At 72.8% G+C, this 14,249-nt stretch carries 11 protein-coding genes and 1 pseudogene; 9 read left to right on the forward strand and 3 right to left on the reverse strand.

What is annotated here, in order from left to right:
- The first annotated feature begins 118 nt into the window (after positions 1 to 118).
- On the forward strand, positions 119 to 568 hold the full coding sequence (locus ACFVYK_RS21730) for an ATP-binding protein (RefSeq protein ID WP_389776380.1): 450 nt from the start codon (positions 119 to 121) through the stop codon (positions 566 to 568).
- Positions 569 to 645: 77 nt separating this feature from the next.
- Here ACFVYK_RS21730 and ACFVYK_RS21735 read toward each other — a convergent pair whose 3' ends face one another.
- Together ACFVYK_RS21735 and ACFVYK_RS21740 are read right to left on the reverse strand one after the other, a co-directional pair.
- Entirely contained in the window at positions 646 to 1,158 is a 513-nt protein-coding gene (locus ACFVYK_RS21735; protein WP_389776383.1) for a molybdenum cofactor biosysynthesis protein, read from the reverse strand.
- 44 nt (positions 1,159 to 1,202) lie between these two features.
- Positions 1,203 to 2,528 (reverse strand): lipase family protein, encoded by a 1,326-nt coding sequence (locus tag ACFVYK_RS21740; RefSeq protein WP_389776386.1) that lies wholly within the window; start codon positions 2,526 to 2,528, stop codon positions 1,203 to 1,205.
- Between the two features lie 339 nt (positions 2,529 to 2,867).
- On the opposite strand from ACFVYK_RS21740, the gene ACFVYK_RS21745 reads away from it, so the two are divergent.
- The 8 genes and pseudogenes from ACFVYK_RS21745 (at position 2,868) to ACFVYK_RS21780 (ending at position 13,267) form a co-directional block, all read left to right on the forward strand.
- On the forward strand, positions 2,868 to 3,512 hold the full coding sequence (locus ACFVYK_RS21745) for a hypothetical protein (RefSeq protein ID WP_389776389.1): 645 nt from the start codon (positions 2,868 to 2,870) through the stop codon (positions 3,510 to 3,512).
- A gap of 47 nt (positions 3,513 to 3,559) precedes the next feature.
- Positions 3,560 to 4,552, forward strand: a complete 993-nt coding sequence (locus tag ACFVYK_RS21750) for an AraC family transcriptional regulator (RefSeq protein ID WP_389776392.1) — start codon at positions 3,560 to 3,562, stop codon at positions 4,550 to 4,552.
- A gap of 315 nt (positions 4,553 to 4,867) precedes the next feature.
- Positions 4,868 to 6,421, forward strand: a complete 1,554-nt coding sequence (locus ACFVYK_RS21755; RefSeq protein ID WP_389776395.1) for an MFS transporter — start codon at positions 4,868 to 4,870, stop codon at positions 6,419 to 6,421.
- A gap of 106 nt (positions 6,422 to 6,527) precedes the next feature.
- The gene (locus ACFVYK_RS21760) at positions 6,528 to 6,974 is read left to right on the forward strand and encodes a hypothetical protein (protein WP_389776398.1); all 447 of its coding nucleotides are present in this window, start codon (positions 6,528 to 6,530) and stop codon (positions 6,972 to 6,974) included.
- Between the two features lie 429 nt (positions 6,975 to 7,403).
- Positions 7,404 to 10,454: a glycosyl hydrolase gene (locus ACFVYK_RS21765; protein WP_389776401.1), complete on the forward strand. Its 3,051-nt coding sequence runs from the start codon at positions 7,404 to 7,406 to the stop codon at positions 10,452 to 10,454.
- A gap of 359 nt (positions 10,455 to 10,813) precedes the next feature.
- Entirely contained in the window at positions 10,814 to 11,935 is a 1,122-nt protein-coding gene (locus ACFVYK_RS21770; RefSeq protein WP_389776404.1) for an abortive phage infection protein, read from the forward strand.
- Positions 11,935 to 12,165, forward strand: a pseudogene (locus ACFVYK_RS21775) (maleylpyruvate isomerase); the annotation flags it as partial. The gene ACFVYK_RS21770 and the pseudogene ACFVYK_RS21775, both read left to right, overlap by 1 nt.
- 58 nt (positions 12,166 to 12,223) lie before the next feature.
- Positions 12,224 to 13,267 carry a YihY/virulence factor BrkB family protein gene (locus ACFVYK_RS21780; protein WP_389776406.1) on the forward strand — a complete coding sequence of 348 codons (1,044 nt, stop codon included), beginning with the start codon at positions 12,224 to 12,226 and terminating at the stop codon, positions 13,265 to 13,267.
- Between the two features lie 25 nt (positions 13,268 to 13,292).
- Here ACFVYK_RS21780 and ACFVYK_RS21785 read toward each other — a convergent pair whose 3' ends face one another.
- On the reverse strand, positions 13,293 to 14,078 hold the full coding sequence (locus tag ACFVYK_RS21785) for a polysaccharide deacetylase family protein (RefSeq protein WP_389776409.1): 786 nt from the start codon (positions 14,076 to 14,078) through the stop codon (positions 13,293 to 13,295).
- Positions 14,079 to 14,249 lie beyond the last annotated feature (171 nt).

Raw genomic sequence — 14,249 nt, forward strand, 5'->3', positions numbered from 1 at the left:
CCCGTCGCCCGGCCGGACGGGGCGACGGCCGCCGCGTGCGTGAGGCGGCTGGGGCGTAGGTGGTGGGTTAGCGGGTAGCCGCGCGGATATGAACGGGGTAGCAACGAAGGCGGTCCGGATGGCACCTGTCCCGCCCGACCAGGGATTTTCCGCGCCCGAGGGGGCCCCTGCCGAGACGACGGTGGCCCTCGACGGCAAGGACGGTTGCATCGCCCGGGCGCGGCAGCTGACGGGCGAGTTCCTCACCCGCGTCCAGCGCCGGGAGGGCCTGACCGTGTCCGCCCGAGCCATGGACCTCTCCCAGCTCGTGGTGAGCGAGCTGGTGACCAACGCCCTGAGATACGCGCCCGGCCCCGTCCTGCTGCAGTTGCGCATCGCCGGCGCCGCCGTGGAGATCGCCGTCTGGGACAGCGACCCGGTCCTGCCGATCCCGCACGCACCGGACCCGACCCGGGTCGGCCAGCACGGCCTGGAGATCGTCCGAGCCGTGGCCGAGGCCTTCGAGGTGATCCGGGAGCCCATCGGCAAACGCATCGTCGCCCGGCTGGGCCTGACCGACCGTCGGTGAACGCGACCGGGCGGCGACCTGACCGATGAGGGCGGTCTTCGGGCGGACCACGCGCAACGCGGCGCCGCGGGGCGGCCTCAGTCCTGGCGTGGATGGGCGTCGACGACGGCGAATCCCGTCCGGCCCAGGACGAGCACGCCGTCGGACAGCGGGGTGCAGCGCACGCCCCCCTTTCCGCGCAGTGCCCGCTGCGCGCCGGGCCCGATGGTGACGTCCATCCACGCACAGGGCCGTGCCGGGCGGTTCACGGCGAAGGCCACCGGGCCCGCCGGGCCGTCGAGGACGATCGTCGAGCCCACGAGGGAGTCGACGTCGACGCCGCGCAGGAGGACGTTGCGGCGGGTGTGCCGCAGGCCGACGGCCGGGTCGATGCGCCGGGGCAGGTTCTCCGCGGCCATGAAGGTCACCGAGGCGTCCTTGTGGGCCGGACGGCCGTAGTAGCGGTCGCCGACCAGCCCGAGGCCGCGGCGCACCTGCACGGCCTGCCTCGACTCGTCCCGCGGGCCGTCCGCCGGACCGTCCGCCGGGCGCCCCGCGAGCCGGTGCGACGCCGAGACCAGCAGCTCCACGACCTCGACCTCTGTTGTCATGGACGCACTGTAGTCGCGGCGCCGCCGTCACCACGTGACTCGTGTCAGGGCCGCAGCGCCAGCGTGGAGCAGTTGGACGCGGCGGGCTTGCCGTCGAGCCGGTCGGCCAGCCAGGAGATCGCCTGGCCCTGGTCCACGAGCAACGGCGTGACGTGGTTGATCAGCGCCCGGCCCACACTCGGCAGGATCACCGGCTTGTACGTGACGTCGGCGCCCTTGGCGCACCAGTCGACGGCCAGGGCTCGTGCCTGCGCGTGCGGTACCAGATCGTCGGCGGTGCCGGTCGCCACCCGCACCGGCGAGGCCGGCTCGCGGGCCCCGATGCGCTGGTCGGCCAGGAACGCCTTGAGCGCCGGTTCCGAGGCGACGACGTCGCTGATGGAACGCCCGTCCGTGGTCCAGGCCGTGCTGCGGGCCGAGTTGTAGGCGAGCAGGGCGTCGCCCACGCACATCGTCGAAAGGTCCTTGAGGGCGGCCCGGCCGGTCGCGTTCAGATGGGCCTCGGCGACGGGCCTGAGCGCGGGGTCGGACTCCAGGAAGCCGTTCACCGACCAGCCCAGCGCGCCGGCCAGGTCGCTGCCGTCGATGGCCCTGGTGACGGCGACGAGGTCGGCGGGCGGGGCTCCCGCGTAGGTCCCGGCCAGGGTGACGTCGGGGGCGTAGACGGGCTGCAGTTCGGCGGCGGCCGCGGTGGCCCCGCCGCCCTGGCTGTAGCCGAACAGCGCCACCCGGGAGGCGGCGGTGAGCGAGGCGCCGTCCAGGGAGCGTGCCGCGCGGACGGCGTCCAGAACGGCGTGGGCCTCGTCGACCCGGTTGACGTAGGTGTGCAGCCGGTCCGTCGAGCCGAGCCCCGTGTAGTCGGTGACGACGACGGCGATGCCCCGGGCCAGGAGACGGTAGATCGCCAGGTCCTCGTAACCGACGGTCAGGGTCTGTCCGTTGATGACGAGCGGGTGTTCGAGGCCGAGGGAGGCGGCGCACTGGTCGCCCTGGCCCATGGTGCCGGGCGCGACTACGACCAGCGGACGCGCGCCCCTCCCCGTCCAGCGGGCCGACGGTTCGATGTAGGCGCCGGTGACCGCCATGGGGCGGCCGGCGGAGTCGGTGGACTTGTACATGAGACGGGTCGCGGTGCCGGGCAGGGGTCCGTCGACGCCCGGCAGGCTCAGTGCGAGGGTGAGCGGCTCGGAGCGCACCAGGGCGCCGTCGGCCGCGGGGAGCGAGGCGGGCGGATTGTAGAACGTGGGGATGGTGACGCCGCGCGAGACCACGGCGTCCGACGGGAGCGACGCGTGGGCGGGTACGGCGGTGACGCCGAGGCAGGCGGCAGCGGTGACGGCTGCGGCCAGCAGGCGGGTGGGGGCGGGCATGGCGGACCTCCGGGAACGGGAGGGCCGAGCCTCGTCTGCGGCTCGGGCGGCGGACGGCCCGGTGAGGTGCGGACCGTGACGACCGAGCGGTACGAGGCCTCGGTCGCCCACCGCTGCCCGCACCGCTCTTAGACGAACTGTCAGGACGGTAGCGAGGGATGCGTTACCCGGGGTAGCGGTCAGCAGGTTACGTTTCGGTAATATGACCGACCGGTAGCAAGTCCGAACTCTTCGCCGTGGCGGTCACGTTCTTCCCGTCGGACGTTCAGCAGCGGACCATTAGCGGCAATCCCCGTCAAAACAAGACCGGGTGGTCGCCTGTGGCTAGCGTCCCGAGCCATGAACACCGACCGCACGCGCGGCGCGCAACTCGGCGACCCCGCCCCACAGAGCCACCCCTACGTGCCGCCGCCCGGCACCCACCACTCGCCGACACAGACGGTGACCGCGGGCGACAACAACAAGATCACCCAGAAGAACACCTCGCTGAAGTTCTCGATCCCGGTCGTCGGCCCCTTGCTCAGCCTGGCCTGCACCCACCCGCTGATGGCCGGTCTCGCGGCCGTCGTGCTCGTGGGGGGAGGAGGCGCGGCGGTGAGCGCCGCCCTGCCCGACTCGACGCCCGCGCCGTCGACTTCACTGGTGCGCGGCTTCGTCATGGAGCGCTCCGACGACGGGAAGGCGGCGGTGGGCTACGACTTCACCCACTCGCCGCCCGTGGTCGCCGACTCCGGCACCGACGCCCTGTACGTGCAGAGCGGATTCCTGATCTCCACCAACGGCAAGCTGGCCTCGTGGAGTTCGTCCGAGGCGCCCACGGCGGAGGGCTGCCGCAAGGCCGTCTCGGAGCACCCCACGCGCGAGGCCGCCGTGGCCGTCACCTATGTGATGTGCTACGTCGACCGCGACGGCGACCCGGGCTACATCTCCGTCACCGGCGCCGACGGCGACTCCGTGACGGTCGACACCGCCCACCTGCGCTGACCGCGGTCCCGGGCTGACCGACCCGCCTCCCCGACAGGCGCGTCCTCGTGGTGTGGTTGACTGCCCTCGTGCTGCACGAGTCGGTCTTCCGCACCACGGACCTGCCGGTGGGCGCCCGGTTCGAGGCGTGGACGGAGCTCATGGGCCGGACCCACGCGCCCATGCAGCTCGCCAGCGACCACACCGCCGACTACCAGGGCCATCAACGCGTGATCGGGCTCGGCGACGTGACCCTGTGGCCGGCCACCTTCGACCATCTGGTCTTCCGCCGGACGCCGAAACTCATCCGCCAGTCGGACCCCGAGACCTATCACCTCTCCCTTCTGCTGAAGGGGGAGGGGGCCGCCGACTGGGGCAGACAGCGATCCGCGTACCGGGTCCGAGACTTCCACACCAACTCCTCTTCCAGGGCAGGGGAGATATTCACCGGCTCCGACCCCGTCACCATCGTGGGCGTCGAGGTTCCGCGCGCCCTCGTGGCCGTGCCCGCACACCGCGCGGACCGCGTCCTGGGAAGCCTCATCTCGGGACGGGAGGGGATCGGCGCCCTGCTGGCGCAGTTCCTCCTGCAGCTGGTCTCGGACACCTCCGTCTACGAACCCGCCGACGCCCCCCGCCTGGGCACGGTCGTCACGGACCTGGTCACGGCCGCCTTCGCGCAGGTCGTGGACGCCGACCTCCGACTCCCGCCGGAGACGCACAGCCGTACCCTCACCCTCCGCGTCAAGGCGTTCATCCGTCGGCACCTCGACGACCCGGACCTGACCCCCGCCGCGATCGCCGCGGCGCACCACATCTCCCGCAGCTACCTGTACCGCCTCTTCCAGGCCGAGGGTCTCACGGTCGCCTCCTACATCCGCGACCAGCGACTGGACAACGCCCGCCGCGAACTCCTCGACCCCCGCCTGCGCGGCCTGCCCATCCACGCCGTGGCCGCCCGCTGGGGCTTCCCGCGGGCGGCCGAGTTCACCCGGGCCTTCCGCACCGCCTACGGCGCGCCTCCCAGCCAGCTGCGCGAACAGGCGCTCACCGAGCCGTAGAACGCTCCCTCGCCCGACGCCGTGGTGGACGCTCCGCCAAGCGGACGTGGACGCTCCGCCAACGACATAGCAGGCGTCTCTCCCGCATCCTGGTGATCATCGCGGCACCCGCCCGCGCCGTCCCCGCCGCGCCAGGACGACAGGGGAGTCCTGGCCCGGCACGGACGGAGCGCCGCGCGCCGTCCGTCGGCGGTCCGAATGATCGAGTGGTGACGGTCCGACGGCGGGCGTACCGTCGAACGGTGGACCCGACGGTGGACGGAACCGTTCGCCGAACTCTCCCCAGGGCCCGCCTCCGCGCGGGCGACACCCGTCATGAGCAGCGTTCCGCAGCCGACCTCAGCACCCCGGACCACCACCCGACAGGGCGGTGGGGGGAACGCGATGGCGCTGCTGGTCATCGCCTCGTGCCAGCTGATGGTGGTGCTGGACATCACCATCGTGAACATCGCGCTGCCGGACATCCAGCGCTCCCTGGACTTCTCCACCACCAGCCTGGCCTGGGTGGTGAACGCCTACACGCTCACCTTCGGCGGACTGCTGCTGCTCGGCGGCCGCACCGGCGACATCCTGGGCCGACGGCGGATGTTCGTCGTGGGCGTGCTCCTCTTCGTGCTGGCCTCCCTGCTCGGCGGACTCGCCCAGAACGAGGCCCAACTCCTCGCCGCGCGCGCCCTGCAGGGCGTCGGCGGCGCGATCGCGTCCCCCACCGCGCTGTCCCTGGTCAGCACCACCTTCCGCGAAGGCCCCGAACGCAACCGCGCGTTCGGGGTGTTCGCCGCGGTCTCGGCCGGCGGCGGCGCCATCGGCCTGCTCGCGGGCGGCATGCTCGTCGAATGGCTGAACTGGCGCTGGGTGCTGTTCGTCAACGTCCCCATCGGACTGCTGATCGCCCTCGCCACGCCCCGCTGGATCAAGGAGTCGGAACGGCACCCGGGGCGCTTCGACGTCACCGGCGCGCTGACCTCCACGGTGGGCATGGTGCTGCTGGTGTACGGGTTCATCAGAGCGGCGCAGGAAGGCTGGCGGGATCCCTTCACCCTCGCCTCGTTCGCCGCGGCCGTCGTCTTCCTCGCGCTGTTCGTCCTGGTCGAGAGGCGGTCCAGGCAGCCGATCACCCCGCTGCACATGTTCGCCGACCGCAACCGGGCGGGCACCTACGGCATCATGCTGTGTCTGGCCGCCGCGATCTTCGGCATGTTCTTCTTCCTCACCCTCTTCGTGCAGAACGTGCTCGGATTCAGCCCGCTCGCGGCCGGTTTCGCCTTCCTGCCGGTCAGCGCGGTCATCGCGGTCGGCGCCGGGCTGGCCTCACGGTTCCTGCCCAGGTACGGTCCCAAGCCCTTCATGGTGGGGGGCGCCGTGCTGGCGGCGGGAGGCCTGTCCTGGCTGACGCAGACGGACGTGCACTCCACGTACGCGGGCAGCGTCCTGGGCCCGATGCTGGTCTTCAGCCTCGGCATGGGCATGGAGTTCGTCTCCCTCACCCTGATGGCGCTGTCCAACGTGTCCCCGCGCGAGACCGGAGCGGCCTCCGGACTGCTCAACGCCACCCAGCAGGTGGGCGGTTCGCTGGGCCTGTCCATCCTGGTCACCATGTTCGGCACGGCCAGCCGCAACGAGGCGAACCGGCAGATCCCCGCCTTCCTGGCCCAGGCGAGCCCCGCCGAGCGGCTGCGCTTCCGGCGCACGGGCCTGCTCCCGGCGCCCTGGTCCCACGAGGTCCTCACGGCCGGCGTCACGGCGGCCTTCGTCATGGCGGCCATCTTCACGGTGCTGGCCGCGCTGATCGCGGTCCTGGTGATCCAGGTCCGCGCCTCGGACCTGGAACGCCTCAAGGGCGGCTCGACTCCCGGCGGCGGCGTCTGACGGCCGACTCGGCCGACGCGCGCCGGCCGACAGGCGGTCGTGTCCTGTCGAACCAGGCCTACTCACGCCGCCGGAGGGGTTTGCCACCGGGGTGAGGGGCAACGCGATGTCCATGACTGAACCGAACAGGAAGACGAACGAAGAGTCCGAAGCGAAGCAGGCGACCGCCGCCAAGGCCCGACGCTCCGCTGCCAAGGCCACCGCTCCGGCCTCCCAGGCCACGCAGAGCGCCGCGACGAAGACCGGCGACGCCGCTTCGGCCGCCAAGAACGGGGTCCAGCGTTCGGCCGAGGTGACGACCGGCGCCGTGCAGAGCGCGGCACAGGGCGCCGTGCGGGGGGTCGAAGCGAGCCGTCAGGCCATCGTGACGACCTCGGGTCATGTCGCCGCGACCGCCAAGACGGCGTGGACGGTCATCGCCCACCGGAAGCTGGTCGCCGCGGGTGCGGCCGCCGGTCTGTCCGCGCTGACCGCCGCCTCGTACGCCGTGGGCCGCCGCTCCGGCCGTCAGACGCTCGGCCCGCTCACCCGGCTCACCGGCGGCCGGATCTGACCCTCCGGTCGCCTCGGCAGGACGGCCCCCGGCGCGCCCGCGCCGGGGGCCGGGCCATGCCGATCGTGGCTGACCATCGCCGGCTCCCCGCGGGGTACGCCCTGACCTCGATGCCGGGGACCTTTTGACGCCTCGTCACTTACGCTCCGGCCATTCGATCCGCTGCTCACCGGCTCGTACCCTTCGATCGCCTCCCCCTTCAGGCCTGACCGGCCGTCAGGAGGTCGTACCGCCGCGCCACTTGCGGTCACCGTGAGTGCGTCGGAGTGCGTCGGAGTGCGTCGGAGTGCGCGGGAGTGCGCGGAAGTGACTCGGGAGTCACCCCGGGCGTGCCGCAGATCTTGACCCCGATCCGACTCACGGCTAGCGTTCCCGCGTTCGCATGTGATTGAAACGATTCAATCCACAGTCGATGATCTGGGAGCATTCATGCGGGAGCCGTTCGCGCAGGTCGGGGGAGTCTCACGCCGTGCGGTCCTCGCCGCCGGAACGACGGCGGGAATCGCGGCCGGGCTCGGCGCGGCCCTGGGAGCCGCGACACCGGCTGCCGCGTCGGGCCACGTCGATGGCGCCGACGTCGCCGACGCGCACGCGCGGAGCGCCGACTGGTTCCGGAACCCGGCGCGTGCGGTGCGTCCCAAGTTCCGCTGGTGGTGGCCGGACGGTCTGGTGAACGCCGACGAGATCGCCCGCGAGGTCGACCAGATCGCGGACGCCGGATTCGGCGGTGCGGAGATCGCCGCGGTCCACCACAGCGTCAAGGACAAGTCGCTTCTGGACCCCGCACACCACGGCTGGGGCAGCGGCCCCTGGCGTGACGGGGTGGCGGCCGCGCTGCGCCGCGCCGCGAGAAGAGGCCTCACCATCGACCTCACCCTGGGCCCCAGTTGGCCCGTCGCGGTCCCCGGCCTCGGTCCGGACGACGAGGCCGCGGCCAAGGAACTCGTGCACGGCCGCGCCTCGTTGAGCGGCGGGGAGACCTACCGGGGCCCGGTGCCACCGCCCCTGCGCGCACCCGCCGCCGGCGTGACCCGGCAACGGCTCCTCGCCGTGCAGGCCGCGCGCGTCGACCCCGCGTACTACACCCGCAAGGAGACCGGGCTCGACCTCTCCAGCGTCCAGGACCTCACCGCATCCGTCGACGCCGACGGCGCCCTCGCCTGGACGGCTCCCGCGGCGGGGGAGTGGGTGCTGATCTCCTGCTGGACGCGCGGCTGCGGTCAACAGCCCGAGTCCGGCCCGCACTCCGCCCCGGCCGCCTACGTCGTCGACCATCTCGACCCCGCCGGCGCCGCGGCCGTCACCGACTTCTGGGAGCGGCGCCTGCTGACGCCCGAGCTGCGGAGCCTGCTGAAGTCGGCGGGCGGCGCCTTCTTCGAGGACTCCGTGGAGCTGGAGACCGACGGTCTGACGTGGACGGCCTCGCTGCCGGACGCCTTCGCGCGGCACACCGGTCGGCCTCTGCTGCCGTATCTGCCCGCCGTCCTGCTCAGCGACGGCAACCAGGTGTTCGCCTTCGAGGCGCAGCTGACCCGGCAGATCAGACACGACTTCTGGGAGACGCTCTCGGACCTGTTCAACCGTCACCACGTCCGGGCGCTGCGGGACTGGGCCCACACCCTCGGCATGTCCCTGCGCGCCCAGCCCTACGGACTGCAGACCGACGCGATCGCCTCGGCGGCGATCCTCGACATCCCCGAGGGCGAGTCCCTGGGCTTCAAGAACCTCGACGACTACCGGTGTCTCGCCGGCGGCCGGGACATGGCCGGCCACACCGTGCTGTCCTGCGAGGCGGGCGCCTACAACGGCGCCGCGTACAGCACGACATGGGACCGCTTCCTGCGCACCTTGGGCGGCGCGTACGCCGCGGGCGTCAACCAGACCGTCGTGCACGGCTTCTCCTACGCCACCGCCCCCGGCGCGAGCTGGCCCGGCTTCGCCGCGTTCAGCCCGTACAACGGCGGCCCCGGCTTCGGCGAGTCGTGGGGGCCCCGACAGCCCACCTGGGGGCACATCGCGGACGTCGCCGCGTATCTCGGCCGGGTGCACGCCGTGCTCCAGTCCGGCGTCGCCCGGGCGGACGTCGCCGTCCTGCGGCAGACCGGGTACGCGGCGACCGGCATCGGGGCGTCCTGGTTCACCGCGACGGGCGTTCCGCTCGGCTGGACGCACCAGTTCGTCAGCGGCCCCCTGCTCGACCTGCCCGGCGCGGGCGTCTCGGGCGGCCGGCTCGCTCCGGCCGGGCCCGCCTACAAGGCCCTGTTCGTCGAGGGCGACTTCTTCTACAGCTCCACCCCCACCCTCGCCACGGCCGACGCCCGCCGACTGCTGCGCCTCGCCGAGGCCGGCCTGCCCATCGTGCTGCTGGGCGCCTTCGACCAAGCCCTGACCCCGGGGGTCCCGGACGACGGCGAGACCGCCCTGCTGCGCGACCTGCTCGCCCGCCTGCTCGCCCTCCCCGGTGTCGTCCGCGTCACCGACAAGGCCGCCGTGGGCGACGCCCTCGGCCGACTCGGCGTCGCCCCGGACGTCCACCATGCGACCGCGTCCACGCTTGTGAACGCCCACCGGGCCACCCGCGACGCCGACTTCTACTACCTGTGCAACGGCAAGCACGCGGAGACGGTCAAGCCGCCGGTGGCCGCGATCGACCACGAAGTGACCCTGCGCCACACCCGCCGTGGCAGGGGCACGGCGACGGTCCCCTATCAGCTGGACCCCTGGACGGGCGCGATCACCCGGCTCGCCCGCTACACGCAGCACGACGGAGAGGTCACCGTACGAGTCGCTCTGGAGCCCGGCCAGGTCATGATCGTCGCGCTGGGCCGCCCCGGTCTCTTCGGCGACCAGAACGGATCACGGCCGCACGTCCTCGACACGGACGCGCCCGAAGCGCTGTTCCGGGGGCGGCGGCTGACGGTGCGTTCGACCTCCGCCGATGTCTGTACGACCCGCTTGTCCTCGGGCCGCACGGTCACCACGACCCTCCCACCCGTCCCCGCGCCGATCGTCCCGCAGCGGTGGCGGCTCGACGTCGAGGACCGGTATCCCGGAACGAGCGCGAGCCGGACCGAACTCGTCCACCGCACCCTGACCCTCGACACCCTGCTGCCCTGGTCCCGGATCCCGGAACTCGCCGACTCCGCGGGCGTCGGCCGTTACCGGACGAGCGTCGACCTGCCGTCCGACTGGACCGCGTCCCACGGCGCCCGTCTGGAGCTGGGCCAGGTCTCCGACACAGCCCGCGTCACCGTGAACGGCACGCGCGCGCCGGCCGTCGACCGCCTCCATCCGGTCGTCGACGTAGGCCCGTTGCTGCGGCGCGGCCGCAATCTGATCGAGGTGGAGGTGGCGACGCCGCTGGTCAACCGGCTCCGGGTGACGCAGCCGGCGGTCTTCGGCGCCCTCGCCCGCCAGGACCACGGCCTCATGGGCCCCGTGCGACTGGTTCCCTACGCGCAGGCGATCGTGGCGGGTTGAGACGGCGATCGGCCGGGCGGCCAGGCGGCCGGGCGGCCGGGTGGCCGAGTGGCCGGACGCCGAGCAACCGGAGCCGGCGGGCGGGCGCCACTGCGGACACCGCACGGCCCCTGGCCGCGGCCGAGGCCGAGGTCGACGACGTCGCCGAGACGAGAAGGGGCGAGGAGGGGCGAGGCGGGGCGAGTTGGGCGCGGTGCGGTGAGGTGAGGCGTCGAAGGGGCGGCACGGGGGCGTGCCTCCTTTCGGGCCCTGACAGCCGCCGAAAAGACCGCCGGCCGGGCCGGCCCGTCCACCTTCGGCTCGACGATCCAGACCATCGGCCGACTGCGTGCCCGCCCCCGGACCGGCACCGTAGGGGCATGGAAACCCATCGGATCACTCGGGCCAGGTTCCTGGCCGCCATGGCCGCGGTCGGCGCCGCGGGCGCGCTCGGGCCGGCCGGGCGGGCACAGGCCACAGGTCACCGGCGCGGGCTGCGACACCGGGGCGTCGTCTACACCGTCGGCGAGGGCGAGACACCGGCCACGGGCTGGTCGGCCGAGCGGATGCGGGCGGACATCCACGCCATCCGCCACCGCCTGCACGCCGACACCGTGGACGTCACCGGCGACGGCGTCGAACGCCTCACGGCGACCGCGACGGAGGCGGCCGAACAAGGCCTGCACGTATGGCTGCAGCCCACGCTGGGCGACGTCCCGGCCCACGACATCCTCGAACACCTCGCGGAGACCGGCCGGTTCGCGCAACGGCTGCGCGGACAGGGTGCGAGCGTCGACCTCAGCGTGGGCTGCGAGTTCTGGCTGTTCGTGCCCGGCATCGTGCCGGGCGACACGGCGCTGGAACGCGTGCGCAACGTGATGAACGGGACCTACGACCCGGTGGTCTTCCAGCGCCGCCTGAACGCCTTCACGGACCGTGCGGCCAGGGCCGCCCGGTCCGTCTTCGACGGCCGGCTCAGCTACGCCGCGGCACAGGACGACGAGGTCGACTGGTCGCTGTTCGACATCGTCGGCATCGACTACTACTCCTTCTTCCACCGCCCCGCCGACCACGTCACGGAACTGCGCCGGTACCTGCGCCGGGGCAAGCCCGTGGCCGTCACCGAGTTCGGCACCTGTGCCTACCTGGGCGCCCCCGAGACCGCCGGCATGGGCTGGGACGTGGTCGACTACGACAAGGACCCCGAGGAGATCAAGGGTCACCTGGTGCGCAGCGAACGCACCCAGGCCGCGTACGTCACCGCGCTCCTTACCGTCTTCGAGTCGATGGGGCTGTACGCCGCGATGGCCTTCGAGTTCGTCACGCCGGACGCCCCGCACCGCCCCGGCGACCCCCGACACGACCTCGACCTGGCCTCCTACGCCGTGACGAAGACCCTGGAGAACCGCCCGGGCCACCCGCAGTCGGGCTGGCACTGGGAACCCAAACAGGCCTTCCACGCCGTGGCCCGCCACTACGCCGGCCACGCCCACCACTTCTGACGCTGCACCACCTCGACCTGATCGCGCATCTCCCCGCGGCCCCGCGGCCGCCCGCCGAGACGCTCGAGGCCGCCCGCGCCTCGCTGGAGCGGATCGCCGGGGCGCGGATCCCAGCGTCGTTCTCCGACGCGGACGCCCTCCTCGTCGGCACCGGACGGCGCGCTCCGACCGACGAGGAGCGGGCCGCGCTGGGGGAACTGGCCGCGAGAATCCCCTTCGTGCCCGGCTGAGCACAGGTCACGACCCCGGCGGGGGCATGAGGCGGCCCGTTGCGGTTACTCCGGTGACATGGCACCGAGAGCGAATTCCCACGACGACCGCGCCCCGGCTCCGGCCTCCGGCCCGCAGCGGCCGGCGGGCCCGGACGAGCAGGTGGAGCGGCAGGAGCCGGACGCCCCGGCCCAGTTGCCCAAGCGGTCCTGGTGGGCCGTGCTGAAGGGCACGGTACGCGAGTTCCAGGACGACGAACTCACCGACCGCGCCGCGGCATTGACGTACTACGGGGTCCTGTCGCTGTTCCCGGCCCTGCTGGTCCTGGTGTCGCTCCTGGGGGTGGCGGGGAAGTCGGCGACCGACGAGGTCCTGGACAACCTCCGCAAGGTGACGCCGGGATCCGCCCGGGACGTCATCAGCGACGCCGTCCAGCAGTTGCAGGGCCGCGGCGGCGTCGGCTCCGTCATGGCGGTCGTCGGACTCGTGCTCGCGGTGTGGTCGGCCTCCGGCTACACCGCCGCCTTCATCCGCAGCGCCAACGCGGTGTACGACATCCCCGAGGGGCGGCCGGTGTGGAAGGTGCTGCCGATCCGGGTGGGCGTCACGGTCGTGCTGCTGGTGCTCGCGGTGGTCAGCGCGCTGATCGTGGTGTTCACGGGCGGCCTCGCCCGTCAGGCCGGCGCCGCGCTCGGCATCGGGCACACGGCGCTGACCGTGTGGTCCATCGCCAAGTGGCCGGTCCTGGTCGTGCTGGTCACGATCATGGTCGGCATCCTGTACTGGGCGGCGCCGAACGTACGCGCCCGGGGATTCCGGTGGATCACTCCCGGGAGCGTCCTCGCACTGCTGATCTGGCTGGTCGCGTCCGCCGGTTTCGCGTTCTACGTGGCCAACTTCGCGTCGTACAACAAGACCTACGGCGCGGTCGCCGGCGTGATCGTGTTCCTCGTGTGGCTGTGGATCAGCAACATCGCGATCCTGCTGGGCCTCGAGTTCGACGCCGAACTGGCGCGTCAGCGCGCCGTCGCGGGAGGCCTTCCGGAGGGCGAGGAACCCTACGTCGAGCCCCGCGACACCCGCGCGTGGAGCGAGGAGGACAAGCGCCGGGCGCAGGAGTGACGCAGCCCGGCGCGGACGGCGCCGGTCAGCGCACCGGGAAGCCGAAGGAGTAGCCCTGCTGCTTCAGCCACGGCAGGACCTCGCGCAGGGCGGCGACGGTCTCGGAGCGGTCGCCGCCCGCGTCGTGGAAGAGGATGGTCGGGCCGTTCGCCACCTCGTTCTTGACGGTGGCGACGATGGCCGCGGAGCCCGGCTTCTCGAAGTCCTTGGTGTCGACGTTCCAGCCCAGCGGCCGCATTCCGCGGGAGGCGGCGAGGTTGCGGCTGTACGGGGTGAAGGCGCCGCCCGGGGCCCGGTAGTACACCGGCCGGACGCCTCCGGAGGCCTCGGTGATCATGCGTTCGGCGTCCAGAATCTGCTGCGACTGGTACGCGTCGGGCTTCTTGTCCATCGTGGTGTCGTGCGACACGGTGTGGTCGCACAGCCGGTGCCCGTCCGCCACGACCGCCTTGACCAGGTCGGGGTGGGCCTTGGCCTGGGTGCCCACCATGCAGAACGTCGCCTTCACGCCGTTCTCCCGCAGCGCCTTGAGCACCTGCGGGGTCCACGTCGGGTCCGGCCCGTCGTCGACGGTGATGTTGACGCCTCGGGCGCCGTGGTCGGAGGCGTGGGCGATGTCCACCGACACCTTCGCCGGGACCGAGCCGGGACTGCCCGGGGACGGGCTCGCCGACACGCCCGCACCGGCCTGCGCACCGGAGGCCGGACCGGCCTGCGCGGTCCACACCGAGGTGGCCGCCGCCACCGTCGTCACCCCGATGGCCGCCGCCAGTACCCGGCCGTGCCAACCCCGTCCGCCATGCCGCGCCATGTCTGCCCTGTCCTTGTCGTGTCCGTGCGTCCTGTGCAGTTGTCAGGACGACGGAAGGACGCCGCAGGATCCGCCTGTTACCGATTGCGGACACTTCTGCGGGAATTCGGGGACGGGCGAGGGCCGTACGCCGACGCGGCGGCGGGGGGCAGGCGCCCCCACGCTGGGGGA

The organism is Streptomyces sp. NPDC058291 (genome assembly GCF_042880855.1).
Classification (GTDB): Bacteria; Actinomycetota; Actinomycetes; order Streptomycetales; family Streptomycetaceae; genus Streptomyces.

Excerpts from the sequence above, each read along its gene's own strand:
- ACFVYK_RS21765 (WP_389776401.1), top strand. The coding sequence starts at position 7,404 with ATGCGGGAGCCGTTCGCGCAGGTCGGGGGAGTCTCACGCCGTGCGGTC.
- ACFVYK_RS21745 (WP_389776389.1), top strand. The coding sequence starts at position 2,868 with ATGAACACCGACCGCACGCGCGGCGCGCAACTCGGCGACCCCGCCCCA.
- ACFVYK_RS21785 (WP_389776409.1), bottom strand. The coding sequence starts at position 14,078 with ATGGCGCGGCATGGCGGACGGGGTTGGCACGGCCGGGTACTGGCGGCG.
- ACFVYK_RS21770 (WP_389776404.1), top strand. The coding sequence starts at position 10,814 with ATGGAAACCCATCGGATCACTCGGGCCAGGTTCCTGGCCGCCATGGCC.
- ACFVYK_RS21735 (WP_389776383.1), bottom strand. The coding sequence starts at position 1,158 with ATGACAACAGAGGTCGAGGTCGTGGAGCTGCTGGTCTCGGCGTCGCAC.
- ACFVYK_RS21740 (WP_389776386.1), bottom strand. The coding sequence starts at position 2,528 with ATGCCCGCCCCCACCCGCCTGCTGGCCGCAGCCGTCACCGCTGCCGCC.
- ACFVYK_RS21760 (WP_389776398.1), top strand. The coding sequence starts at position 6,528 with ATGTCCATGACTGAACCGAACAGGAAGACGAACGAAGAGTCCGAAGCG.
- ACFVYK_RS21755 (WP_389776395.1), top strand. The coding sequence starts at position 4,868 with ATGAGCAGCGTTCCGCAGCCGACCTCAGCACCCCGGACCACCACCCGA.
- ACFVYK_RS21780 (WP_389776406.1), top strand. The coding sequence starts at position 12,224 with ATGGCACCGAGAGCGAATTCCCACGACGACCGCGCCCCGGCTCCGGCC.
- ACFVYK_RS21730 (WP_389776380.1), top strand. The coding sequence starts at position 119 with ATGGCACCTGTCCCGCCCGACCAGGGATTTTCCGCGCCCGAGGGGGCC.